At 71.5% G+C, this 22,898-nt stretch carries 23 protein-coding genes; 10 read left to right on the forward strand and 13 right to left on the reverse strand.

Annotated features, from left to right (window positions below):
• Positions 1–131 precede the first annotated feature (131 nt).
• On the reverse strand, positions 132–1,292 hold the full coding sequence (locus tag AB0G28_RS39010) for a nucleotide disphospho-sugar-binding domain-containing protein (protein WP_361101563.1): 1,161 nt from the start codon (positions 1,290–1,292) through the stop codon (positions 132–134).
• A 30-nt stretch (positions 1,293–1,322) separates the two neighbouring features.
• Between AB0G28_RS39010 and AB0G28_RS39015 the strand changes: the two genes are divergently transcribed.
• The 9 genes from AB0G28_RS39015 to AB0G28_RS39055 all read left to right on the forward strand — a co-directional run bounded on the left by AB0G28_RS39015 (position 1,323) and on the right by AB0G28_RS39055 (position 10,173).
• A complete protein-coding gene (locus AB0G28_RS39015; RefSeq protein ID WP_361101566.1) occupies positions 1,323–2,957 on the forward strand; it encodes a phospho-sugar mutase in 1,635 nt (544 codons plus the stop codon).
• On the forward strand, positions 2,957–3,409 hold the full coding sequence (locus tag AB0G28_RS39020; protein WP_361101569.1) for an NAD(P)H-dependent oxidoreductase: 453 nt from the start codon (positions 2,957–2,959) through the stop codon (positions 3,407–3,409). Before AB0G28_RS39015 ends, AB0G28_RS39020 begins: the two co-directional genes overlap by 1 nt.
• Before the next feature lie 294 nt (positions 3,410–3,703).
• The gene (locus tag AB0G28_RS39025) at positions 3,704–4,180 is read left to right on the forward strand and encodes a helix-turn-helix domain-containing protein (protein WP_361101572.1); all 477 of its coding nucleotides are present in this window, start codon (positions 3,704–3,706) and stop codon (positions 4,178–4,180) included.
• Positions 4,177–4,698, forward strand: a complete 522-nt coding sequence (locus AB0G28_RS39030; protein WP_093948824.1) for a hypothetical protein — start codon at positions 4,177–4,179, stop codon at positions 4,696–4,698. The genes AB0G28_RS39025 and AB0G28_RS39030 overlap by 4 nt, the downstream gene beginning before the upstream one ends.
• A complete protein-coding gene (locus tag AB0G28_RS39035; protein WP_361101575.1) occupies positions 4,695–5,804 on the forward strand; it encodes an MAB_1171c family putative transporter in 1,110 nt (369 codons plus the stop codon). Before AB0G28_RS39030 ends, AB0G28_RS39035 begins: the two co-directional genes overlap by 4 nt.
• A 1-nt stretch (position 5,805) precedes the next feature.
• Positions 5,806–6,972, forward strand: a complete 1,167-nt coding sequence (locus AB0G28_RS39040) for an amidohydrolase family protein (protein WP_361101578.1) — start codon at positions 5,806–5,808, stop codon at positions 6,970–6,972.
• A 130-nt stretch (positions 6,973–7,102) separates the two neighbouring features.
• A complete protein-coding gene (locus AB0G28_RS39045) occupies positions 7,103–7,498 on the forward strand; it encodes a hypothetical protein (protein ID WP_361101581.1) in 396 nt (131 codons plus the stop codon).
• A gap of 23 nt (positions 7,499–7,521) precedes the next feature.
• Positions 7,522–8,811 (forward strand): histidine--tRNA ligase, encoded by a 1,290-nt coding sequence (gene hisS, locus AB0G28_RS39050; RefSeq protein WP_361101584.1) that lies wholly within the window; start codon positions 7,522–7,524, stop codon positions 8,809–8,811.
• 57 nt (positions 8,812–8,868) lie between these two features.
• Positions 8,869–10,173, forward strand: coding sequence for a hypothetical protein (locus tag AB0G28_RS39055; RefSeq protein ID WP_361101587.1), 1,305 nt, complete (start codon positions 8,869–8,871; stop codon positions 10,171–10,173).
• A gap of 141 nt (positions 10,174–10,314) precedes the next feature.
• On the opposite strand, the gene AB0G28_RS39060 is transcribed toward AB0G28_RS39055, so the two are convergent.
• From AB0G28_RS39060 to AB0G28_RS39095, 8 genes are all read right to left on the reverse strand, one after another.
• Positions 10,315–11,502, reverse strand: a complete 1,188-nt coding sequence (locus tag AB0G28_RS39060) for a HAMP domain-containing sensor histidine kinase (RefSeq protein ID WP_361101590.1) — start codon at positions 11,500–11,502, stop codon at positions 10,315–10,317.
• On the reverse strand, positions 11,499–12,146 hold the full coding sequence (locus AB0G28_RS39065) for a response regulator transcription factor (protein ID WP_361101706.1): 648 nt from the start codon (positions 12,144–12,146) through the stop codon (positions 11,499–11,501). Before AB0G28_RS39065 ends, AB0G28_RS39060 begins: the two co-directional genes overlap by 4 nt.
• A 63-nt stretch (positions 12,147–12,209) precedes the next feature.
• The gene (locus AB0G28_RS39070; RefSeq protein ID WP_361101593.1) at positions 12,210–13,490 is read right to left on the reverse strand and encodes a cation:proton antiporter; all 1,281 of its coding nucleotides are present in this window, start codon (positions 13,488–13,490) and stop codon (positions 12,210–12,212) included.
• Positions 13,487–14,716, reverse strand: coding sequence for a cytochrome P450 (locus AB0G28_RS39075; RefSeq protein ID WP_361101596.1), 1,230 nt, complete (start codon positions 14,714–14,716; stop codon positions 13,487–13,489). Before AB0G28_RS39075 ends, AB0G28_RS39070 begins: the two co-directional genes overlap by 4 nt.
• Complete coding sequence (locus AB0G28_RS39080; RefSeq protein WP_361101599.1) at positions 14,713–15,783, reverse strand: alpha-hydroxy acid oxidase; 1,071 nt, start codon at positions 15,781–15,783, stop codon at positions 14,713–14,715. Before AB0G28_RS39080 ends, AB0G28_RS39075 begins: the two co-directional genes overlap by 4 nt.
• Entirely contained in the window at positions 15,783–17,318 is a 1,536-nt protein-coding gene (locus AB0G28_RS39085; RefSeq protein ID WP_361101602.1) for an NAD(P)-binding domain-containing protein, read from the reverse strand. Before AB0G28_RS39085 ends, AB0G28_RS39080 begins: the two co-directional genes overlap by 1 nt.
• 142 nt (positions 17,319–17,460) lie before the next feature.
• The gene (locus tag AB0G28_RS39090) at positions 17,461–18,384 is read right to left on the reverse strand and encodes an aldo/keto reductase (protein WP_361101709.1); all 924 of its coding nucleotides are present in this window, start codon (positions 18,382–18,384) and stop codon (positions 17,461–17,463) included.
• Between the two features lie 50 nt (positions 18,385–18,434).
• A complete protein-coding gene (locus tag AB0G28_RS39095) occupies positions 18,435–18,836 on the reverse strand; it encodes a MerR family transcriptional regulator (RefSeq protein ID WP_361101605.1) in 402 nt (133 codons plus the stop codon).
• 84 nt (positions 18,837–18,920) lie between these two features.
• On the opposite strand from AB0G28_RS39095, the gene AB0G28_RS39100 reads away from it, so the two are divergent.
• Positions 18,921–19,538, forward strand: a complete 618-nt coding sequence (locus AB0G28_RS39100) for a TetR/AcrR family transcriptional regulator (protein WP_361101608.1) — start codon at positions 18,921–18,923, stop codon at positions 19,536–19,538.
• Here AB0G28_RS39100 and AB0G28_RS39105 read toward each other — a convergent pair.
• From AB0G28_RS39105 to upp, 4 genes are read right to left on the reverse strand one after another with little or no spacing between them, the layout of a single operon-like run.
• The gene (locus tag AB0G28_RS39105) at positions 19,511–20,779 is read right to left on the reverse strand and encodes a hypothetical protein (RefSeq protein ID WP_361101611.1); all 1,269 of its coding nucleotides are present in this window, start codon (positions 20,777–20,779) and stop codon (positions 19,511–19,513) included. The two genes, AB0G28_RS39100 and AB0G28_RS39105, sit on opposite strands and share 28 nt — an antisense overlap.
• Entirely contained in the window at positions 20,776–21,318 is a 543-nt protein-coding gene (locus AB0G28_RS39110; RefSeq protein ID WP_361101614.1) for an RNA polymerase sigma factor, read from the reverse strand. Before AB0G28_RS39110 ends, AB0G28_RS39105 begins: the two co-directional genes overlap by 4 nt.
• A gap of 32 nt (positions 21,319–21,350) precedes the next feature.
• Positions 21,351–22,241: a pentapeptide repeat-containing protein gene (locus AB0G28_RS39115; RefSeq protein WP_361101617.1), complete on the reverse strand. Its 891-nt coding sequence runs from the start codon at positions 22,239–22,241 to the stop codon at positions 21,351–21,353.
• Between the two features lie 32 nt (positions 22,242–22,273).
• Positions 22,274–22,897 (reverse strand): uracil phosphoribosyltransferase, encoded by a 624-nt coding sequence (upp, locus tag AB0G28_RS39120; RefSeq protein ID WP_361101620.1) that lies wholly within the window; start codon positions 22,895–22,897, stop codon positions 22,274–22,276.
• Between the last annotated feature and the right edge of the window lies 1 nt (position 22,898).

The raw sequence follows: 22,898 nt of genomic DNA on the forward strand, positions 1-22,898 counted from the left end.
AACCCGCCGCCTGAACACCACCCACCCTCGAAACCGGCTCCGCTCCGCTCCGCCGGATGCTGACGCACGCCCCCAAAGTCCCATTTTCGGATCAGAGGGTCGACACGCGTGAATGGAGGGACGACACGGCGTCAGGCGAGGGTGGGGAGTTCCGCGGCGACTTCGGCTGGGGACGGCATGGCCGCGACTTCGGCCGCCAGGGCCTGGGTCGCGTCGCGGACCGAGGAGTCCGTGAGGAGCGTGCGGGCCTTCGTGGCGACGGTGTCGGCGGTGACGTCGGCGCCGAGCAGGCGGTCGCCCACGCCGGCCGCCAGCACTGCCTCCGCGTTGCTGAACTGGTCCGCGCCCTGGGGCAGGAGGAGCTGCGGCAGGCCCGCGCCGAACGCGCCCAGCGTCGTGCCGCTGCCGCCGTGGTGGACCACCAGGTCCACGTGCGGGAGCAGCGCCGCCTGCGGGACCCACTTCTCGATCCGGACGTTCGGCGGCACCTCGCCCAGCACGCCGTCGGCCAGGGACGGGCCGGTGGCGACCAGGACGTCGACGTCCAAACCGGACAGACCGGCGATCGCCTCGGTGAGCACGCCCGCGTGGCCCATCGCCGTGCCGAGCGTCAGGTAGACGAGCGGCCGCGACCGGTCCAGCACCCCCGCCGGCAGTTCGCCCGGCTCACTCCAGCCGACCGGGCGCAGCGGCACCCGGCGCGTCCGCGCCACGAACCCCGGTTCCTGCACCGACTCCGGGCAGATGTCGATGAACGGACCGCCGAACGACAGGTCCTCCCCGACCTCGACGCCCAGCTCGGCGCCGTGCGCGCGGATCGCTTCGCGGATCTTCAAGGCCATCGGGTCGTCGCTCGACACCCGGCCGAAACCGTGCGCCACCACCGGAATCCCGGCCTTCATCGCGGCGAAGGCACCGCCCGAGTTGGCGGCCTCGCTCACGACCAGGTCGGGCCGGACGTGCTCGAACAGCGGCAGCAGGTCGGCGACGAACCGGCGGGGCATGAGCTCGCCGAAGACCTTCCCGACGATCGGGAACAGCACCTCCGGCGGGATGTCGCCGGGCGGGCGCCGCGGGCCGGGCGGCCCGGACTCGGCGAACGCCTGGCCGAAGGCGGCGGAGATGGCGAGCCCGGCCGCCGCCGTCTCCAGCCCCGCTTTCGTCAGCTGGGGCAGGAAATCTTCCGAGGTGGCGAAGACGACGTCGTGGCCCGCGTCACGCGCGGCGACCGCCAGCGGGACGAGCGGGAAGGTGTGACCGAAGGACCCCAGAGAGGTGAAGAGCAAGCGCACTCACCCGACCCTAGCCCGTAGGCTGGCGCGGTGACAGTGAATTCCACCCTCCGCGACGCCGCGTTCCGCTGGATCGCCGACGACCCCGACGACGGCTCCCGCGCCGAACTGCAGGACGTCCTGGCGAAGGCGATGGGCGGCGACGCCGCGGCCGCCGGCGAGCTGGCCGACCGGATGGCGGGCCCCCTGGAGTTCGGCACCGCCGGCCTGCGCGGCCCGGTGCGCGCCGGGCCGAACGGGATGAACGTCGCCGTCGTCACCCGCACGACGGCCGGGGTGGCGGAATGGCTGAAGGCGCACGGGCACGCCGGCGCGCTGGTCGTCGTCGGCCGCGACGCGCGCCACGGCTCGGAAGCCTTCGCGACCGCGGCCGCCGAGGTGCTCACCGCGGCGGGTTTCGACGTCAAGGTCTTCCCGCGGCCGCTGCCCACGCCGATGCTCGCGTTCGCCGTCGGCAGGCTCGGGGCGGTGGCCGGGATCCAGATCACCGCGTCGCACAATCCCCCGGCCGACAACGGGTACAAGCTCTACGACGCCACCGGCGGACAGATCGTGCCGCCGTCGGACGGCGAGATCGAACGCGCCATCGAGGCGGCGCCCGCCGCGGTGGGCGTGCCGCGGGCACCCGGCGCCGAGGTCGTCGACCTGCTGGACCGCTACCTCGACGAGGTCGCGACGCTGCCGCTGGGCCACGAGCGGGCGGTCCGGGTGGCCGCGACGGCGCTGCACGGCGTCGGCGCCGACACGCTGCGCGCGGCGTTCGCCCGGGCCGGGTTCACCGACCTGCACCTGGTCGACGCCCAGGCCGCGCCGGACCCGGACTTCCCGACGGTGTCGTTCCCGAACCCGGAAGAACCGGGCGCGACGGACCTGCTGCTGGCCCTGGCGTCCGATGTGGACGCCGACCTGGCGATCGCCCTCGACCCGGACGCCGACCGGTGCGCGCTCGGCGTGCGGGAGCGCGACGGCTCCTGGCGCATGCTGCGCGGCGACGAGACCGGCGTGCTGCTCGGCTCATACGTGTTGTCCACAGTGGATCGCACGGTGCTGCCGGACCCGCTGGTGGCCACGACGATCGTGTCGTCGTCGATGCTGGGCGAAATCGCGAAGGCCGAAGGGGCCCGCTACGCCGAGACGCTGACCGGTTTCAAGTGGCTGGTGCGGGCAGGTGAAGGGCTGGTGTTCGCCTACGAAGAGGCGCTCGGCCTGTGCGTCAACCCGGGCTTCGTGCGCGACAAGGACGGCATCGCCGCCGCGACGCTGGCCGCGGGACTGGCCGCGCAGCTGAAGGCGCGGGGCCGCACGCCGCTGGACGTCCTCGACGAGCTGGCGCAGCGGCACGGCGTCCACCTGACCGACCAGGTTTCGCTGCGCGTCACGGATCTGGCCGTCCGCGGGCAGCTGATGGCGAAGGTGCGGAAGACGCCGCCGTCGCGGCTGGGCGGGGTCGAGGTGGTCCTCGAGGACCTGCTGCCGGACGCCGACGTCGTGCGCCTGACCGGTGACGGCGTCCGCGTGGTCGTGCGGCCGTCGGGGACCGAGCCGAAGCTCAAGGCGTACCTGCAGGTGGTCGCCCCGGTGACGGACTCGCTGGCGGAAGCGCGGGCGGCAGCTTCGACAAGGCTGACGGCGTTGCGGGCGGACGTCGAGGAGCTGCTCGCCTGATGCCGAGGCTGCTGATCGTGCACCACACGCCGTCGCCGTCGACGCAGGCGTTGTTCGAGGCGGTGGTGGCGGGCGCGACGCACCCGGACATCGAAGGGGTGGAAGTGGTCCGCCGGGCGGCGCTGGCGGCCACGATCCCCGACGTCCTCGAGGCGGACGGCTACCTGCTGGGCACGCCGGCGAACCTGGGCAGCATGAGCGGTGCGCTGAAGCACTTCTTCGACACGATCTACTACCCGTGCCTGGACGCGACGCGTGGTCGCCCGTTCGGGTACTGGATCCACGGGAACAGCGACACTTCGGGCACGGAACGGCAGCTTTTGGCCATTACGACGGGCCTTTCGTGGTCGAAGGTGGCCGAGCCCGTCATAACGACCGGCGAACCGGACAAAAAGACACTGGAAGCGTGCACGGAATTGGGCGGCACGGTGGCCGCCACTCTCCTGGGGTGAAATAAAGGGGCCTGTCACCGGAAGCCCTGGGGGTCGACCTCCGGCAACAGGCCGAGACCAAGGGTTCGCCTCGAGGGCGATCGACCTTGGCTCATGAAGCGTACTACAGACGACCGATCATGACGAGCCGGAGGCAGGACAAGCCTCTCGCCGGGCCGTTCCGTACACCCCCAGGGCACGGACCGCCAGGCGAGAGGCGAGCCAACTGTAAACCACTGCATACGATAGCTGTCAACATGTGCGTACAGTCAATTCCCGGCTAGAATTTTCCGGGTCGGAACCCAGGGGGCGGACATGACACGGGAACGCACCTTCGCGGAGCGTCTGAGCGCCCTGATCGAGGCCGCTCGGGTGGACGGCCGTGCGCCGCACAGCTACCGGGAGATCTCGGCCGCCGTCGAGCGGGCGGGCGGCCCGGCGATGTCGCCCGCGTACCTGCAGCAGCTCGCGACGGGCAAGCGGGTCAACCCGAAGATCCACTACGTCGAGGCGCTGGCGAAGCTGTTCGGCGTGCCGGTGACGTACTTCTTCGACGAAGAGGCCGCCACGGCCCCGGCGGGCGAGGCGCAGCTGATGGCGATGCGGGCGCAGGAGCTCTCGCCGCAGGGCCGGCGGCAGGTGATGGACCTGCTGGAGCTCGTCGAACGCTACGAACGGGCCGAACGCGAGGGCCGGAACCCGGCGGACAGCGAGGGCCGGGGCCCGGGACACACAGCGGGCCGGGGCCCGGGAAACACAGCGGGCCGGGGCCCGGGAAGCCCGGTGCGATGAAGGAGCGGGAGCTGCGCCGCCGCTGCCGGAAGCTGCTCAAGGAGCTGGACATCGGACCGCCGCTGGACGTCGAGGTGCTGTGCGCGCGGCTGGGCGAGCGGCGCGGGAAGCCGATCCGGCTGATGGCGTACCCGCTGGAGGTGCCGGGTCCGTTCGGCTGCTGGATCGCGACGTCGTCCGCGGACTACATCTTCTACCAGGCCGAAACGACGAAATCGCACCAGGACCACATCATCCTGCACGAGCTCGGGCACATGCTCGCCGACCACCACCCGCACGGCGACGCCGAGCCCGCCGACTTCCTGCGCGGCCCGGCTCCGGATCTTGACCCGGATGCAGTACACCGCGCACTGCGCCGCTCGTCCTACGATGACGCGCACGAGTGGGAAGCCGAAACGGTCGCGACGATCATCCTCGAATGGGCGTCCGTCCTGAACTACACGATCCCCCGGCGCGCCGCTGACCGGGATCTCCGCCGGATCCAGGGGGCGCTCGGCGATCACCAAGGGTGGTTGTGAGTACACTTTTCAGCCCCGTGAACCTGTTCGCGATGGTGCTGTTCGCCGCCGCGCTGGCGTGGCGGATCTACCAGGTGACGCGCGCGCCGACGGTGCCGAACTGGGCCGTCACGGCGTGCGTGGCCGGCTTCGCGGCGGCGTTCCTGCTGCAGCAGCCGGTGATCTCCGACGAAGTGGACGCGGTCCTCGGCCGCGGCGCGGCGCGGGTGGCGAACAACGCACTGCTGGCGTGCGGCCTCTGCGCGCTGGTGATCTTCTTCCTCCGCTCGGCGCTGGGCCCGCGCCGCACCCGCCGGGTGGTCGCGGAACTGGTGCCGCTGGCGGCGGCGATCACGCTGATGGTCGTGGCGATGAGCCTGACACCGCCGCGGCTTCGCGGGCTCCCGCTGGGGCCGGCGACGATCCACGACAGCGGCGTCGCGGTGTTCTACCTCGGCGCCGGGCTGTACCTGATCTACGGTCTCGTCGCCTGCACCGCCTGGATCGTGCGATATCTGCGGGTGGCCGACCGGAACCTGCGGATCGGCCTGCGGCTGGGCGCCATCGGCCTGGCCTGCGCGGCGGCGGGCAGCATCTTCCGCGCGCTGTACATCGTGGTGGCGTGGGTGTTCGGCCCGCTGGTGAAGATCCTGCTGCTGCTCGGCGTGCCGTTCGTGATCGTCGGCACGGTGCTGTTCCTCGCCGGGGTCACCTACCCCGGGGTGCGGGCGCGGCTCGCGGCGCTGCGGCGGCGACGACGGCACCGGCGTGAGCACCTCGCCCTCGCTCCCCTGTGGACGGCCCTGGTCCAGGCGTTCCCCAGCATCGTGCTGCGGACCCCGCCGCGACGGCGCGGTGGCGTCCACCGCGTCCACTACCGCCGGGTGATCGAGATCCGGGACGGCCTGGTGCAGCTGTCGCCGTACCTGGACGCGGACTTCGGCGAAGTCGTCGCCACCGATCCCCGCGCCGCGGCGGCCGCGTTGAAGACGGCGCTGGAGCGGCACGCGGCGGGCGAAGAGAGCGACGGCCGCGCCAAGCAGGTCCTGCCCGCCGGGGCGGACGACATGGAATCCGACGTGCGGCCGCTGCTCGCGCTGTCGGCCGCGCTGACGAAGGAGGCCTGAGGTGGACATCCTGATCACCGCCGGCCGGGTGCTGCCGCGGCCGGCGGCACCGGTCGAGGACGGCGCGGTCCTGGTGCGCGACGGCGTGATCGTCGCCGCGGGCCCGCGCGCGGACGTCGTCGCGCAGGCCGCGCCGGACGCTTCCCGGTACGACTTCCCCACCGGCACCGCGCTGGCCGGGCTGTTCAACGTCCACGTCCACCTGGCGTTCGACGCGTCCCGGGAGATGCTGGCCCACTTCTCCGAAAGCGAAGACCTGCTGGACGGCGCGCGCTCGCGGCTGTCGTTGATGCTGCGCAGCGGCGTCACGACCGTGCGGGACCTCGGGGACCGCGGGCACCTCGGCGCGGCGGTCCGCCGCTCGTTCGAAGGTGAGGCGGCGCCGCGGCTGCTCGTGTCGGGCCCGCCGATCACCGTGCCGGACGGCCATTGCCACTTTTTCGGTGGCGCAACGGCTTCCGACGACGAAATCCGCGCCCTGATCGACGCGAACGCGGCCGCGGGCGCGGACGTGATCAAGGTGATGGCCAGCGGCGGCCAGATCACCGAGGGCGGCGCCGACATGTGGGAGTCGCAGTTCGACGCGCGGCAGCTCTCGCTGATCGTTTCGCACGCGGCGTCCCACGGGCTGCCGGTCGCCGCGCACGCCCACGGCGCCGACGCGATCGAGGCCGCCGTCGACGCCGGGGTGTCGACGATCGAGCATTGCAGCTTCATGACCGGGCCGAAGTCGTTCGACCGCCGCTCGCACGTAGCGAAGCGGATGGCCGCCGAAGGCATCTCGGCGTGCTCGACGAGCAGCCGCAACTGGCGGATGATCGTCGAGCGGCTCGGCGAGGAGCTCGGGCAGGCGATGTACGGGCGGCTGCCGTGGCTCGAGGAGCAGGGCGTCCGGCTGCTCGCCGGGACGGACGCGGGGCTGGCCGGCTCGGTGTTCGACGACCCCGCGGGTGCGCTGGAGCTGTACGAATGGCTCGGCTTCTCCCGCCGCCGGATCCTGGAGGTCGCGACCGAGGACAGCGCGGCCGGCCTGGGCCTCTCGTCGGTGACCGGCCGCTTGGAGGCCGGGCTCGCGGCGGACGTCCTGGTCGTCGAAGGCGACCCCCTGACGTCGCTCGCCGCCTTGCGGAACCCCCTTCTGGTGCTGGCCCAGGGCCGGATCGCCTAAGTCCGTGAAGGCCTCCTTCCCGGCCATAAGAGCCGGGAAGGAGGCCTTCACGGACGGGGAATGCCTGCTTGGGTGACAGTGTTTTAAAACAGTGTTACGGTAGTCGCACCGACCCCGAAGGAGTCCCCCGATGCACGGACCCACCCAGCTGTTCACGGTGATCGCCCTGGTCTCCCTGCCGACCGTGATGTACGGCGGCTACGCGCTGATGGGCGTCATGCGCGACCGCAAGCTGAGCGAGCACCAGCGCGCGATGTTCCGCGCCGGCCACGCCCATGCCGGCGTCCTGCTGATCCTCGCCCTGGTCGCGCTGCAGATCCTCAGCCGCACGACGCTGTCCGGCACGACGTTGTGGATCGCCTGCTTCCTGCTGCTGTTCGGCATCCTCGCCCAGTCCGGCGGCTTCTTCCTCCACCTGCTCCCCGAGGGCAAGGGCGGCAAGCTCGGCGGGCGCGTGACGTCCGTCGGCGCGGTGTTCCTGGCCGCGGCGACGCTGCTCACCGCGTACGGGGTCGCTTTCGCCTGAGCAACGGTCGTTAAGCTGGTGACGTGCCTGAATACCTGCCGACCGCGCCCTACAAGGGGACCCGGGACTTCCTGCCCGCCGAAATGTCCGTGCGTACCCAGGTGTTCGGTCATCTCTACGACGTCCTCGAGCGCCGCGGCTTCCTCCGCTACGACGGCCCGATCCTCGAGTCGGCCGAGATCTACGAGCGGAAGTCCGGCCAGGAGATCGCGGACAAGCAGCTGTACACGCTGACCGACAAGGGCGGGCGGCGGCTGGCGCTGCGGCCGGAGATGACGCCGTCGGTGGCGCGGATGATCGCCGGGAGCGCGAAGTCGCTGTCGTTCCCGGTCCGCTGGTACAGCCACCCGAACTGCCACCGGTACGAGGCGCCGCAGCGCGGCCGCGTGCGTGAGCACTGGCAGATCAACGCGGACATCTTCGGCTCGGACAGCGCCAACTGCGAGATCGAGATCTTCGAGCTGGTGCACGACCTGATGGCCGCGCTCGGCGCGACGCCGGACATGTTCGTGCTGCGCGTCAACGACCGGAACCTGCTGACGTCGGCGCTCACCGACGTCGCCGGCGTCTCCGAGGACCACCTGGCGCAGGTGTTCGCGCTGGTCGACCGCTGGGAGAAGTACCCGCGCGAAAAGCTGGCCGAGAGCGCCGGGGAGATCGGGCTCTCGGACAAGCAGTTCGAGAAGCTGGCGGAGACGCTCGACGCGGGCGAGGCGCTGCTCGACGAGCTGCCGGCCGAGGTGCGGGAGCAGTCGAACCTGGTCCGCGTCTTGAACAGCAGCGCGGGTTCGCTGGTGAAGTACGAGCCGATGATCGTGCGCGGGCTGGCGTACTACACGTCGACCGTGTTCGAGGTCTTCGACACCTCGCCGGAGAACCGCCGTGCCCTGTTCGGCGGCGGCCGGTACAGCGACCTGGCGTCGATGTTCACGCCGCAGCAGATCCCGGGCATCGGGTTCGGCATGGGTGATGTGACGTTGATGGACTTCCTCGACACGCACGGCCTGACGCCGTCCCCGCGCAGCGAGGTCGACGTCATGGTGATCCCGGTGACCGAGGACCTCTCGGACGCGGCGCGGACGGTCGCGCGTTCGCTGCGCGCGGCGGGCCTGCGGACGTCGACGCCGATCGAGCACCGCAAGCTGGGCAAGGAACTGACCCGCGCCGACAAGGCGGGCGCGGCCGCGGTGGTCATCGTCGGCCAGGAGGACTGGGCCGCCGGGAACGTCACGGTCCGGAGTTTGGCGACGCGCGAGCAGAACCCGGTCGCGATCGCCGACACCGCGACGGCGGTCCAGGCGCTGCTGGCGTAATCGGTTCGACTCCCCCTCGGCGCCCGGGCATCCTTGGGCGCCGAGGAGGGAGGCCCGATGTTCGATTTCGAAAAAGGAATGCCCGATCTCGACGCGTTCGCCGCGAGCGACGTCCGGCGGTGGGTGGAGTTCGATGTCGCGGTCCGCAAGGCGCCGTGGACCAACCAGCTGTGGTACCGCTTCCGCGGCCGCGAGTCGCGCGACCTCGGCCGGCGCCCGTCGCGGGAAGTGCTGGCCGAAGCCGCGTGCCACGGCAACGGGCACATGCGGGAGGCGGCCGTCGTGCGGCTCGCCGACAGCACCGATCCCGAGGCGCTGCCGCTGCTGCTGATCCGGTGCGTCGACTGGGCCGGGCCGGTCCGGGACCTCGCGCGGACCGCCGTCCTGTCCAAACTGGACGAACCGGCGTTCCGCGCGATGCTGCCGCTGATCGGCGTGCTGCGGCGGCGTTCGGTCGACGACTGGATGACCACGCTGTTCCGGCGAGCGCTGACCCCGCGGCTGCTCGACGACGCACTGGCGCTGGAGGACCGGGAAACCCGCCGCTGGGTCCACCGGGAGGCGGTCGGGCTGCTTTCGCGCGAGCGGCTGCTGGACATCGCGCTGCGAGACCCCGACTTCGTGGTGCGCGCGATCTGCGGTGACGCGCTGCTCGACCGCGGCGAGTGCGTCGAGGAGCTGCTGGCGGCCGGGCCGCCGAAGGTGCGGATGCGGGCTTTGACGTTCCTCGATCTCGACGCAGTCGTGGCGTATCTCGCGGACCGCGCGTCGGCGGTCCGGTCGATGGCGCAGGCCCTGGTGCTCAAGGCGGGCGGCGACCCGGCGGCGCACTACCGCGCGCTGCCCGTCTCGTTCGGCATGCTCGCCGGGCTCGGCGAAACCGGCACGGCCGCCGACGCGCCGATCCTGGAGCGTCACCTCGCCGACGAGCGTCCCCGCATCCGGCGGGTGGCCGTCCGCGGCCTGCGCCGGGTGGCACCGGAGTCGGCGGCGGTGCGGCCGCTGCTGACGGACCCGTCGCCCGCGGTGGTCCGTGAGGCGGTGGAGTTCCTGCGCGGCAAGCCCTTCGACGTCGCCTCGCTGCGTGAGCTGCTGGCACCGGGACGTCCGATCCAGACGCGCCGGGCGGCGGCGACGTTGCTGCGCGACCAGGGCACCTGGCTGCGCCTGCACACGGACCTCATCCTGCTGTCCGACCCGGACCTGTCCGCCGACGCCCACCACGACCTCCGAGCCTGCCAACAGCACATGGCCGAGGTCTACACGAAACCGCCGGCCCGGCTGCGCGCGGAAATCGAGGCCGCGTGCGATCACCTCGAGCCGGACCTGGCCCGCCTGATCCGCTTCACACTGGCCTGCTGACGTGCGTGAAGGGTCGACACGCGTGATTGAGAAGTCGACACGCGTGATTGGAGGGTCGACACGGCGAAACCGGCCCGCCTCGCTGTGTCGTCTCTTCAATCACGCGAGTTGACCCTTCAATCACGCGTGTCGGCCTTCTGATCACGTGGGGTCGGCGCGGAGGAGACGGAGGGTGAAGGTGGCTCCGGCTCCGGGGTGGCCGGCCGCGGCGATCGTGCCGCCGTGGCCCGTGACCACTTCGCGGACCAGGGCCAGGCCGAGGCCGAACCGGCGGCCGTCGCCGTCCGGGCCGCGGGCGAAGCGCTCGAAGATCCGTTCCGCGTCGGACGGTGGGAAGCCGACGCCCGTGTCGCGGACCCGCAGCTCCACGTGCCGTTCGTCCGGGACGCCCAGCCACACCTCGATCGAGCCGCCGGGCGGGGTGTGGCCGAGGGCGTTGTCCAGCAACGCCGACAGCACGCGACGCAACGCCGTCGGGACACCCTGGACGACGTACGGCCGCCGCTCGCGCGTCACCGCCAGCCGGACCCGGCCCTCCCCCGCGCGCACCGCTTCCGCCGCCACCGCTTCCTCCGCGAGCGAGCCCAGCTCGACCGGCTCCAGCGACGGCCGTTCGCCGCACGCCCGCGCCGACAGCAGCAGGTCCTCGACGACCTCGCCGAGCTCCCGCGTGCCGCGCACCAGGTGCTCGAGGTCCTCCGCGTCACGGCCCGACGCCCGCCGGGCCAGCAGCTGCGCGCGCGTGTGCAGCCGGGTCAACGGCGCCCGCAGCTCGTGGGACGCGTCCGCGACGAACGTCCGTTGCCGCCGCAGCGCGTCCGCCAGCGGGCGGATCGCCCGGGACGCCAGCACCCGCCCGCAGAGCACCGCCCCGAGCAGGGCGAGCACCTCGGCGACGCCGAGCCCGAACACCAGCGACGAACGGTCCTGGATCTGGTACCGCTCTTCGAAGAACGCCTGTGAGACGACGCCGCCGCGGTTCTCCACCCGGATCGTGTACGTCATGCCGCCGAAGGACCGCCGCTCGGTGTGGACGTCACCGGGCGACGGCACCGTGCCGTCCAGCTCGGGCAGCGGCATCCCGGCCGGCGACGGGCCCGGCGGCGCGTGCGTCGCCGGCGTGAACAGCCAGACGCAGCCGGGCGGGATCGTCGCCGGGCCGAGCTGGATGGTCCGGGCGAGCGTCCGGTCGGCGTCGGCGTGCTGCCCGGACAGCAGCATCCCGTACGCGATCGCGCCCGCGACGGCCACGAGCAGCGACACCACGACGGCGATCTGCGCGGTGATCGCCCACCGCGCCCGCCGCAGCGCCCGCTCTTCGGGGTTCATACCGCGCCGATCTGGTAGCCGAGGCCGTGCACGGTCCGCACGACGTCCCGGCCGAGCTTGCGCCGCAGGTAGTAGACATACGTGTCCACAATGGACTCACCGGTCGAGTCGGCGAACACGCGCGTGCGCAGCGCGGCCCGCGGGTGGATGGCCTTCGGTCGTTGCGCCAGCGTCCGCAGCAGCTCGAACTCCCGACCCGACAGCGTGATCCGCTCGCCGCGCGGCAGCACGACCTCGTGGCGCAGCAGGTCGAGCGCCGCCGCGCCGAGCGGGAGGGACTCCGCCCCTTCGAGGTCACGGCGGCCCAGCGCACGCAGCCGGGCCAGCAGCTCCTCGGCCTCGAACGGCTTGACGAGGTAGTCGTCGGCGCCGGCGTCGAGCCCGGCGACGCGGTCGGCCACCTCGCCCAGCGCCGAGAGCACCAGGACCCGCGTGGTCACCGCCCGGGCCCGGAGCCGCCGGAGCAGCTCCAGGCCGTCGAGCACGGGAAGCCGCCGGTCGATGATCATCACGTCGTAGTGCGCGGTGAGCCCGAGGTGCAGGCCGCGCTGGCCGTCGTGCGCCGCTTCGGTCTCGTAACCGGAATCGGCGAGCAGTTCGGCGAGCATGCCCGCCAGTTCCCGGTCGTCTTCGACCAGCAGCACTCTCGGTTTCGCCACCCCGTCGCGCACCGATCCATCTTGGCAGTTATTTCCGAACTTGAAGAATCAACTTTTCCCTGTCACCGGAACGGCTTCGGCCGTCAGGAGTACTTCGGTGCTCCCCTTGCGGGCATCGCGGCGGTCGAGCCAGCCGAGCACGGGCGCGGTCATGATCGTGGTGACGAGGGCGACCAGCACCAGCACCGTGAACAACGCGGACGACACGATCCCCGCGGCGAGCCCGATGTTCAGCGCGATCAGCTGCATCAGCCCCCGCGCGTTGACGAGGACGCCGACGCGCGACGCGATCTCCGGCGGCTCGCCCGCCAGCCGGGCCGCGCCCCAGGACGCGCCGAGCTTGCCGATGATCGCGACGACCACCGTCACCAGCGCGAACACGAGCAGCTTCGGGTCGGCGAGCAGCGCGAACCGCGTGTTCAGGCCGGAGTAGGTGAAGAACAGCGGGACGAACACGATCCGCCCGATCGGCATGATCTTCGCGAGCACCGCGTCGGCCGCGTGCCCGCGCGGGAAGGCCACGCCGACGGTGAACGCGCCGAACACCGCGTACAGCCCGATGGTGTCGGTGAACCAGGCCGCCGCGAACAGGACCAGCGCCGTGACGAGCACGCGCTGGTCGACGGTCACCCGCTCGCTGCCCATCATCCGGTTCAGCAGGCGACGGCCGACGATGAACACCAGCAGCGCGAACAGCAGGCCGCCGCCGAGGGCGAGCGCGACCGGGCCGGCCGACCCGGCGTGCATCCCGAGCACGACCGCCAGCAGCAGCCACGCGAGCACGTCGTCGAGCGCGCCGCAGGCCAGCGCCAGCGAGCCGAACTTCGTCGACGCGATCCCGCGCTCGGTGATGATCCGGACCATCATCGGGAACGCCGTGATCGCGACAGCCACGCCGACGAACGCGGCGGACGTCACCGGCGAGACGCCCTCCTTGCCGATGCCGACCCACGACGTGCCGGCGACCGCGACCCCGATCCCGAGCACGAGCGGTACGAGCGTCCCGGCCGAGGAGATCGCCGCGACCGACTTCCGCGAGTTCGCGATGCTGCGCAGGTTGAACTCGTACCCCGCGCCGAACATGTAGATGACCAGGCCGATCTGGCCGCCGACGTAGAGCAGCGAGCGGACGGCATCGGGGAACAGCGCCGCCTGCACGTCCGGCAGCAGCAGCCCGAACAGCGACGGGCCGAGCAGGACGCCGGCGATCATCTCCCCCACCACCGGCGGCTGGCCGAGCTTGACCGCGGCCAGGCAGACCAGCCTGACCACCACGAGGATCACCACGACGGCGAGGAAGAACGCCGGCGCCGCTTCGGACGGGCTCATCGGTTACCTCCGGCGAAGTAGGTGGTGCACAGGGCTTGGCGGCGGGCGTCGAGGACCATGTACGTGCCGAAGACGAGCTGCGCGAGGCTGCGCCAGACGTCTTCCCAGCGGTCGCGCACCGCCAGCCACACCAGCGGCGCGCGGTTCGGACGTTCCCCGAGTGGCGTGAGCAGGGCCGGGCCGCGGTTCGGGATCGAGCGCGTGTGACCGGCCGTCGAGGCGAGGCTGAAGCGGCGCAGCACTTCCCGCGTCACGACGCGCATGGTCAGCGGGGCCAGCCCGCGGGCCGGGCACGCGCGGTTCTGCGCGACACCGAACGGGGTGAACTCCTCCTTGGGGGCCTGCTCGGCGAAGTCGGGGTAGCTGAAGCACAACACCGTGCCCGCCGGGATCGTCAGGTCCGCCAGCTCGATGTCGGCGGTCGAGATCCGGTGCGCGATGCCGAAGAGCGGGTACTGACGCAATCCGTCGTCGATGACACTGTCGATGTCCTCCGGGTGGCCGGCGAGCCGCCGCTGGATGCCGTCGTCCTGCGCGATGATCATCAGCAGGTGCGCCATCGCCTCCGACATCTGGACGACGGCGGTGGTGAAGAACGTGCCCTGCAGGTAGTAGGCCCGCTCCTCCGGCGTCAGGGACTCCGGGAGCGGGTGCGGGACGTCGGCGAGTCTCCGCCTGAGGTACTTCGTCAGCCGCGCGCGGCGGCGCATGTTCCGCGGCCGCACGCACTTCAGCGCCGAGACGACGTCGTCCGCGTGCGCCACGATCAGGTCCCGTGCCTCGGGCGGGCACGGCTCGTCGAAGACCAGCTCGTAGTACAGCTCGGCCCAGATCGGCATCATCGCGTCTCGCAGCCGGACGAGCCCGGGTCCGAGGTCGTCGAGGACGTGCGCCGCCACGCGGCGGGTCAGCTCTTCGGAGTCCTTTTTGGACTTGACCAGGATGTGCCGGGTGCACTTGGCGACCTCGTCGTAGCGCGGCCCGGCTTCGAGGTGTTCCTGGTGCACCTCGGGCCCCGGCGAGAGCCAGTACCAGAACAGGTCGGACAGCGCGGCGCCGCGGCTGCGGCCGTTCGCCGCCGGGTCGGCGTAGACGCGCCGGAAGTCGGCGACGCCGACCTGCGGACCCGGGATCGTCACCGCGTCCTGGCCGTTGACCAGCGCGAAGATCCTCATCCGCAGCGCGACGACGCGGCCGGGCAGCCAGGCGAGCACCTTGCCGATCATCGCCGCACCTGGTCCGGGGTGAGGTCGCCCGGGTACCGGCCGCCGCACAGGGCCAGCGCCTGGTCGAAGTCCGCCCGCAGCAGTTCCAGCACCTCGGAGACGCCTTCGCGGCCGCCCGTGGCCAGCCCCCACACCACCGGGCGGCCGATGCCGACGGCGTCCGCACCGAGGGCCAGGGCCTTGACGACGTCGGTGCCGCGGCGGATCCCGCCGTCGAGCAGCACCGGCAGGGCGCCGCCGACCGCCGCCGCGATCTCGGGCAGCACGTCGATGGTGGCGGGCACGGTGTCCAGCTGGCGGCCGCCGTGGTTGGACACGACGATCCCGGCGACGTCGTGGTGCACCGCCAGCCGCGCGTCCTCGGCGTGGAGCAGGCCCTTGATCAGCACCGGCAGTTTCGTCTTCGACCGCAGCCACGCGATGTGGTCCCAGTTCAGCCCGGCCGACATGACGATCTCGCGGACATGGCTGGCGTTGCCGCCGCTGCGGTTTTCGCCGAGGTTGCGGAGGTTCTCGACGGCCAGGCCGGGCGGCAGGTCGTGGAAGTCGTGGCGGTCGTCGCGCTCGCGGCGGCCGAGCACCGGCGAGTCGACGGTCACGACGAACGCCTTGACGCCGGCGTTTTCGGCGCGGCGCACGATCGCCTCGGTGAACTCCAGGTCCGGCTGCAGGTAGAGCTGGAACCACAGGCTCGGGTCCGGCGCGACCTCGCGGGCCGCCGCGGCGATGTCCTCGACGGCCGTGGTGGCGGCCATGCTGACGACCATGATCGTGCCCGCCCGCGCCGCCGCGCGAGCCGTGGCCAGCTCGCCGTCGGTGTGGGCGAGCCGGTGGAACGCCGTGGGCGCGATGAGGATCGGCATCGAGGACGGCGTCCCGAGCAGCTCGATGCTCAGGTCCCGCTTGTCGCTGCCACGCAGCACCCGGGGCAGCAGCCGCAGCCGCTGGAACGCCGTTTCGTTCTCCCGCAGGGTGATTTCGTCCTGCGCGCCGCCCGCGAAGTAGTCGTAGTGCGCCGGGTCGAGGCGTTGCCGGGCGGCCGCCTCGAACTCCGCGACCGTGCGCATCACAGCTCCTGCGTGAAGAACGCGGTCAGCGGTCCGATGTGGACTTCCTTGTCCCACTCGTTCTCGAGGTTCTCGGTGACGTGGTGGGTGGCGACGAGCTCGCCGCGGCGGACGTGCCGGACGATCGGGTGCAGGTAGTGGCCTTCGCCGTGGTCGTTGGCCTTGTCCTGGGCGGCGCGGGCGACGAAGTCGAACGGGTCGACCTTGTCGTGGTCGGGGCCGTAGTCGAGGGTGACGATGTAGGCGTCGGCCGGCGGGTCTTCGAGGACGCGGTCGACCGGGACCTCTTCGAGGTAGCGGGCGGTGTCGCCGTCCACGACCACGACGTCTCCGAGGAAGCCGAACTGCTGGTACAGCGCGGAAGTCCGGTTGATCCGGGTGATCACGGCTTCGGTCAGCGCGTCCGGTTTGGCGGGTAGTTCAACGTGCGGCCACGGGACGTCGTGGTAGCGCTCGTTCAGCACCTTCGCCAGCGCGCGGGCGCCGTAGCGGAAGCCGTGGATGAACGCGCTGGTGGCCTTCTTGAAGTCGCGGACCTGCGTGATCGTGCCCGCGAAGTAAAGACCGGGGACGTTGACCGACTCCCAGTTCGCCGTCTGCGCGGGGAAGCGGTCGTCGATGGTGAGTTCGGGACGGCAGTCTTCGTCGAAGAGGTCCGCGTCGAACCGGAAGCCGGTGCAGCCGATCACGCGGTCGTAGCGGATCTCCTTGATCACCTCGTCGGCGCGGGCGAAGGCGAACTTGACGTGGTAGCCGTCGGCGTCCTTCCGGACTTCGCGGACGTCGCCGTCGAGGATCGCGTGCTGCAGCTTGAGCTGGTACATGTCGAGGATGCCCGCGTTGTACGCGCGGAGGTGGCCGACGAAGTGCGTGCGCCAGGCCAGCTTCACCGGCCGCGGACCGCCGACGTGCACGACCGCGGCCGTCTCGATCAGGTTGTCGGCGGTTTCGAAAGCGGAGTTCCCCTTGCCGAGCACCAGGACGCGCTGGTCGGTGAAGCTCTTCGGATCGACGTCGACGTCCACGTACTGGTCGATCAGCTCGACGCCGGGGAACCGGGGAATGTACGGCTTGGTCACGCCGGTCGCCATGATCAGCCGTTTTGTGCGGAATTCCTTCTCACCGGCGGTGAGGACGAAACTTTCGCTGTCCCGGCGGATGCGCGTCACCCGCGTGTCGTAACGGATGTCGAGACGGTGCTTCGCCGCGTAGTCGGCGAGGTAGCGGAGGAGGTTTTCGGCGTCGGGGAAGAGTTTCTCGCTGTAGTCGGTGAAGAGGACCGGGTCGTCGTCGCCGTCGGCGAGGATCGAGTTCCAGTCCATCCGCATGCGCAGCTCCGGGTCCGAGTACCCGGTGTGCTTCTTGTTGATGGAGATGAGGGTCCGGTGCCGCGGGAAGGTCTCGAAGAAGTGCCCGGGCGCGGAACCGGCTTCCAGCACCAGGTACCGGTGCCCGGCGCGGCCGAGGTGCTGAGCCAGCTGCAACCCGGCCGGCCCGGCCCCGACGACCAGATAATCGAGCACTTCCTCCGCCACGACGACCTCCTGGGGCTCGGCACCGATCGCATGATCGGCGCCGAGCCTGCCCCGGAGATCTCAGAAAAGCCTCAGAGCGGCACTTTCACGTGAAAGTTCCACTCCACGCCCCTGGCCCGAGCTTTCACGTGAAAGCTCGGCTTCAGCGGCCGGCGGCGCGGGCCAGGCGCTCCGGGTAGCGCTCTCCGGCGATCGCGTCGGCGGGTGCCGCTGCCTCGATCGCTGCCAGGTCGTCGGCGGTCAGCTCGAGGGAAGCCGCGGCGACGTTCTCCTCGAGGTACTTGCGGCGCTTGGTGCCCGGAATCGGGACCACGTCCTCACCCTGGGACTGGACCCACGCCAGTGCGAGCTGGCCGGCGGTGACGCCCTTGTCCGAGGCCAGTTTCCGCAGGGCCTCGACGATGGCCATGTTCCGCTCGAAGTTACCCTCGGCGAACCGCGGCAGGCCGCGGCGCATGTCGTCCTCGGGCAGGTCCGCGACCGACGTCACCGCGCCGGTCAGGAAACCGCGGCCCAGCGGGGAAAACGGCACCACGCCGATGCCCAGCTCCCGGCACGTGTCCAGGATTTCGCCTTCGATCCCGCGCGTCCACAGCGACCACTCGCTCTGCAGCGCCGTCACCGGGTGCACGGCGTGCGCGGCGCGGATCGTCGCCGCGCTCGCCTCGGAAATCCCCGCGTACCGGATCTTCCCGGCTTCCACCAGCTCAGCCAGCGCGCCCCACGTCTCTTCGATCGGCGTGTCCGGGTCGACGCGGTGCTGGTAGTAGAGGTCGATGTGGTCGACGCCGAGCCGGCGCAGCGACTCGTCGCACGACTGCTTCACGTACTCGGCGTCACCGCGGGCGCCCATCGCGCCGTCGTTCCACACGATGCCGAACTTCGTCGCGAGCACGACCTCGTCGCGGCGGCCGGCGATCGCGCGGCCGACCAGCTCTTCGTTGACGCCGTTGGCGTAGACGTTCGCGGTGTCCAGCAGCGTCACCCCGAGGTCGAGCGCCCGGTGGATCGTCGCGATCGACTCCTCGTCGTTGTCGCGCACGCCGTAGGCCTGGCTCATGCCCATGCAGCCCAGCCCCTGGGCACCGACTTCCAGTTCGCCGAGCTTCCTGGTCTTCACGCGGAAATCTCCTCCATGCCGGGTTCCACGCCGAGCACCTTGCGCTCGACCTGGGCGTAGTTCTCGATCTTGTAGTCGAGGACGTCGAGGCAGCCCTGCAGCTCGGCGATCCGTTCGGCGACCGATCTGCGTTGCTCCACCAGCAGCGCCTTGCGGCGGCCCGCGCTCGCGACGCCGTGACGGCGCAGCGACGCGTACTCGCGCATGCTCTTGATGGGCATGCCGGTGGTGCGCAGCTTGGTCAGGAACCCCAGCCAGGTGAGGTCGTCGTCGGAGTACGCCCGGCGGCCCGCGGCGTCCCGGGCGGGCGGGTCGAGCAGTTTGATGCGCTCGTAGTACCGGAGGGTGTCGATGGACAGTCCGCTACGTCGAGCGGCTTCCGCTATCGAGTAGCTCATGGGCTCGACAGTACGACCTGGAGTGCACTCCAGGTCAAATCGCCGGATGCTGCAAAAATAACAGCGTTGTACTACGCTGGGTAGATGGCGCGACCACGCACGCACGACGAGGCGCTCCGGCTCAAGCTGCTCGACCGGGCCGGGGAACTCATCGCCGCCGACGGGCCGAAGGCGCTTTCCCTGCGGAAGCTGGCCGCCGACGCCGGGACGTCGACCACCGCCGTGTACTCGCTCTTCGGCAGCAAGCCCGACCTCGTCAACGCCCTCTACACCGAGGGCTTCCGCCGCTTCGGCGCCCGGATGGCCCGCACCCCGCTGACCGGCGACACCGTCGAGGACCTCGTCGCGCTCGGCAGCGCCTACCGCGCCAGCGCGCTGGCCGACCCGCACCTGTACGGGATCATGTTCACCAGGTCGGTCCCCGGCTTCGAGCCGAACGAAGACGCCGAGAAGCTCGCCCGCGAAACGCTCAAGCCCCTGGAGCTGATCATCCGCCGCGCCATCGCCGACGGCGTCTTCGTCGACGTCCCGCCGGAGACGATCGCGGTCGGCTGCTGGGCCATCGTGCACGGCCTGGTGTCCCTGGAGCTGACCGGCAACCTGCCGGAGGAGTTCGGCGTCACGAGCTCGTACGAGCGGGCCCTGCGCGCGAACGCCTCCGGCTGGCTGCGGCCTCAGGCCAGCGGCAACGACCCGTCGTAGAGGACCGCGCCACGCGCGTCCCGGACCACGACGTGCACCTTCACGTCCGGGACGACACCGAGCTCCTTCGGGATCCAGGTCAGGGCCATGCCGTCGACGGCCGGAGCCTCGACCGGCGCCCCGACGCCGAAATCGACGGTCATCTTCGCCGCGTTCACGGGCACTGCGACGGCATACGGCGTCCGGGACTTCCCCGGCTCGCCGCCCGCTTCGGTCGCGCCCAGGGTGTTCACCCGCAAGAGCCGCACCGGCGGCGCCGGCTTCGGGACGAAGTCGGGATAGACGCGCGACTGGGTCTTCCCCGGCCGCTGGTAATCGGGTTCGGTCGTGCAGACCACTACCTGGTCAGCGCGGCGGCCCAGGACCACCCGGTAGCCGTCGGTCTCCAGCAGCGGCCCGGGCGCGTAGGCCCCGGCGTCCGGGAGCACCTCGTCGGCGGCGGCCAGGCACTCGCCCAGCGCCCGCCCCGCCGGCGACGCCCGGTCCGCGGTCACCGGCCGGTCGACGACCGAAAGCAAGGGCGCCGGCGCCTTGGGCAGCACGTACTTGTCCGGACCGTTGTCGAGGGTGAGCGTCGTCCGCGCCGGGTCGGTCCGGGTCATCACGACGAACTGGCGGGTGACCGGAGAGAACCGGATGTCCTCGGACATGGACTGCCCCTCGGTGGCCGCCTCGAGCACCGCGCCCTCCGCCCCGGGGCCGAGGATCCCGCCGACCGTGCCGGTGGCACTGTGGAACAGCAGCGTGAAGTTCACCCCTTGCACGGTGTCGGACCGGTCGCTCGCACTCGACAGACCCGACAGCGTCACGGTCGTTTCGGTCGTCTCGCAGAACACCAGCGCCTCGCCGCCCGCCGTCGCCGCGACCACCGCGTCCGCCTGCTGGACCCGGGTGAACATCGGGACCCAGTCCTCCCGCGCGTGCGAGAAGCCCCACCCGTCCGCCGACTTGTTCTTCGCTTCGAAGGCCGCAAAGCAACGATCGAGCGAGGAAGCCGCCACCTGGGGATCCATGGTCAGCCCGCCGCCGGTGGCGGGGGCCGGGTGGACGTCCGCAGGCTGCCGGATCACCTTCGTCGCGACGACCGCACCCGCCGCCAGCACGACGACGGCCGCCGCGGCGACGTACCAAACCCGGGACGGCCGCCGTTTCGCGATGCCGCGGCGGAGTTCGGCGCGAAGCCGGTCGCGGACGTCGTCCGGCAGGGCGCGCCGGGGTGGAAGACCGAGGTCCTCGCTCATTTCTCCTCCAGCAGCGTGCGCAGCCGGGCACGGGCCCGGGACAGGTGGGACCGGACGGTGACCTCGGCGACCGTCAGCAACGCGGCGGCGTCGGCGATGCTCACGTCCCCGAGCAGGCACAGCTCGACGACGTCCCGCTGCGACTTCGGCAGCGACCGGACGGCGTCGACGATCACGCGCAGCCGCTGCTCGCCGTCGAGCCGCTCGGCCACCGCGTCGGCGTGGTCGGACACCACGGGCGGGTCCGGGATCTTCCGGAGCAGCCGCAACCGCCGTCTCGCGCCGCGGTATTCGTCGCGGGCCGCGTTGCCGGCGACCGTGTAGAGCCACGGCAGGGCGCTGTCCCGCACCAGTGTCACGTCGGCGCGGCGGCGCCAGGCGGTCAGGAACGTCGTGGAGGTCAGGTCTTCGGCGCCGGCCCACGAGCCGGTCAGCCGGTAGGCGTGGTTCCAGACGGCCTCGGCGTGCCGCTCGAAGAGCTCGCTGAACGCGGCCTCATCGCCGCCGGAAGCCCGGTCCCACAGTGCCCGGTCGTCCACCGGCGCCCCCGTCGCATGGCTGGTCACACCCCTCAGTGGCCGGCATCGCCCGGGTCGTTGCGCGGTAGCTCGAGTTTCTCGTGTTCGCCGCTGTCGAAGAGCGCTCGGCCTTCGAAGGTGGTGTCGGAGAACAGGAACTCACCGGCCGACCGGACCCGCGTGAACCGAGCGTCCCCGTGGAAGTGGGCCCACGAGAAGAACGCGCCTTCGGCGAAGACCGACCGGTCGAAGTTCGCGGACGCGGCGAAGTCCGTGCCGTAGAACCCCACCCGGCGGGCGAAGGTCGTGCCGCGGATGTGGACCGCGCCGACGAACCGGGCGCGGCTGAAGTCCGCGGCTTCGAGCGTGCAGCCGCTCAGCCGGAAGTCGACGAGCACCGCCCGCTGCAGGTCGATCGACATCCCCGGCCAGTACGCCGGTTCGTCGTGGCTCAGATGCGTCTTGAGCAGTTCTTGCGCGCCCAGCCGGACCTGGAGTTCGGGCTCGTCGTGGTCGCCGGTCTCACCGGCCGCCGTGCCTTTGAGGCCACGCTTCGGAGCCTCGAACGGCATCCGCAGGTACGCGCACCACACGTTGACGATCGTCTGGCGCTGCTTCGGGTTGTCCTGCCCGAGCCGCTCCAGCGCGTACAGCCCGCCGAGCCGGACCGGCGCCTTGTCACTGCCGAGCTGTTCGACGGCCTTCGTGTACAGCTCGGTGACCCGGCGTTCCTCCAGGTCCCGTGTCGTCTCGGTCAGCTGCAGCTCGAGGGTGCGCTGGCGGCGCGTCGCCAGCCACAGCGCGAACACGCCGCCGGCACCCGCGCCGACACCGAACGCCGTCTTGACCGCGTCGATCCGCACCGGCGCGGTCGGTTCCGCGGACCAGGCGAGGAACAGCCACAGCAGCCCGGCGGTGACGACCGCGACCGCGGCGGCGGTCACGGCGATCCACCGCCACTTCAGGACCGGCAACGCTAGACGGCGCCGTACTGGCGGTCGCCCGCGTCGCCGAGGCCCGGGACGATGAAGCCCGAGTCGTTGAGGCGCTCGTCGATGCTCGCCGTCACCACCCGCACCGGCAGGCCGGTCTTCTCCAGGTGGGCCAGGCCTTCCGGCGCGGCCAGCGCGCAGATGGCCGTGACGTCGTCGGCGCCGCGGTCGGTCAGCAGCCGGATCGTGTACTCCATCGAGCCGCCGGTGGCGAGCATCGGGTCGAGCACCAGCACCGGCCGGTCGGCGAGCGACTCCGGCAGCGACTCGAGGTACGGCGTCGGCTTCAGCGTCTCCTCGTCGCGCGCCAGGCCGACGAAGCCCATCTGCGCGTCCGGGATCAGCTTGTGCGCCTGGTCGGCCATGCCGAGGCCGGCCCGCAGCACCGGCACCAGCAGCGGTGGCTTGGCGAGGGTGTAGCCCTCGGTGCGGGCGACCGGCGTGTGGATCCGCTCGGTCTTCACCGGCACGTCGCGGGTGGCTTCGTAGACCAGCATGACGGTCAGTTCGTGCAGCGCGGCCCGGAACGCGGCGCTGTCGGTGCGCGCGTCGCGCATCGTGGAGAGCCGGGCCTTCGCGAGGGGGTGATCGACGACGTGCACATCCATG

The organism is Amycolatopsis sp. NPDC021455, assembly GCF_040640995.1.
GTDB lineage: Bacteria > Actinomycetota > Actinomycetes > Mycobacteriales > Pseudonocardiaceae > Amycolatopsis.

What these genes read in the sequence shown, in the direction of transcription:
- AB0G28_RS39090 (WP_361101709.1), bottom strand. Translation starts at nt 18,384, where the DNA reads ATGGGCATGAGCCAGGCCTACGGCGTGCGCGACAACGACGAGGAGTCG.
- AB0G28_RS39025 (WP_361101572.1), top strand. Translation starts at nt 3,704, where the DNA reads ATGACACGGGAACGCACCTTCGCGGAGCGTCTGAGCGCCCTGATCGAG.
- AB0G28_RS39105 (WP_361101611.1), bottom strand. Translation starts at nt 20,779, where the DNA reads ATGAGCGAGGACCTCGGTCTTCCACCCCGGCGCGCCCTGCCGGACGAC.
- AB0G28_RS39075 (WP_361101596.1), bottom strand. Translation starts at nt 14,716, where the DNA reads ATGATCGGCAAGGTGCTCGCCTGGCTGCCCGGCCGCGTCGTCGCGCTG.
- AB0G28_RS39030 (WP_093948824.1), top strand. Translation starts at nt 4,177, where the DNA reads ATGAAGGAGCGGGAGCTGCGCCGCCGCTGCCGGAAGCTGCTCAAGGAG.
- AB0G28_RS39060 (WP_361101590.1), bottom strand. Translation starts at nt 11,502, where the DNA reads ATGAACCCCGAAGAGCGGGCGCTGCGGCGGGCGCGGTGGGCGATCACC.
- AB0G28_RS39095 (WP_361101605.1), bottom strand. Translation starts at nt 18,836, where the DNA reads ATGAGCTACTCGATAGCGGAAGCCGCTCGACGTAGCGGACTGTCCATC.
- AB0G28_RS39045 (WP_361101581.1), top strand. Translation starts at nt 7,103, where the DNA reads ATGCACGGACCCACCCAGCTGTTCACGGTGATCGCCCTGGTCTCCCTG.
- AB0G28_RS39080 (WP_361101599.1), bottom strand. Translation starts at nt 15,783, where the DNA reads ATGCGCACGGTCGCGGAGTTCGAGGCGGCCGCCCGGCAACGCCTCGAC.
- AB0G28_RS39020 (WP_361101569.1), top strand. Translation starts at nt 2,957, where the DNA reads ATGCCGAGGCTGCTGATCGTGCACCACACGCCGTCGCCGTCGACGCAG.
- AB0G28_RS39055 (WP_361101587.1), top strand. Translation starts at nt 8,869, where the DNA reads ATGTTCGATTTCGAAAAAGGAATGCCCGATCTCGACGCGTTCGCCGCG.
- AB0G28_RS39070 (WP_361101593.1), bottom strand. Translation starts at nt 13,490, where the DNA reads ATGAGCCCGTCCGAAGCGGCGCCGGCGTTCTTCCTCGCCGTCGTGGTG.
- AB0G28_RS39100 (WP_361101608.1), top strand. Translation starts at nt 18,921, where the DNA reads ATGGCGCGACCACGCACGCACGACGAGGCGCTCCGGCTCAAGCTGCTC.
- upp (WP_361101620.1), bottom strand. Translation starts at nt 22,897, where the DNA reads ATGGATGTGCACGTCGTCGATCACCCCCTCGCGAAGGCCCGGCTCTCC.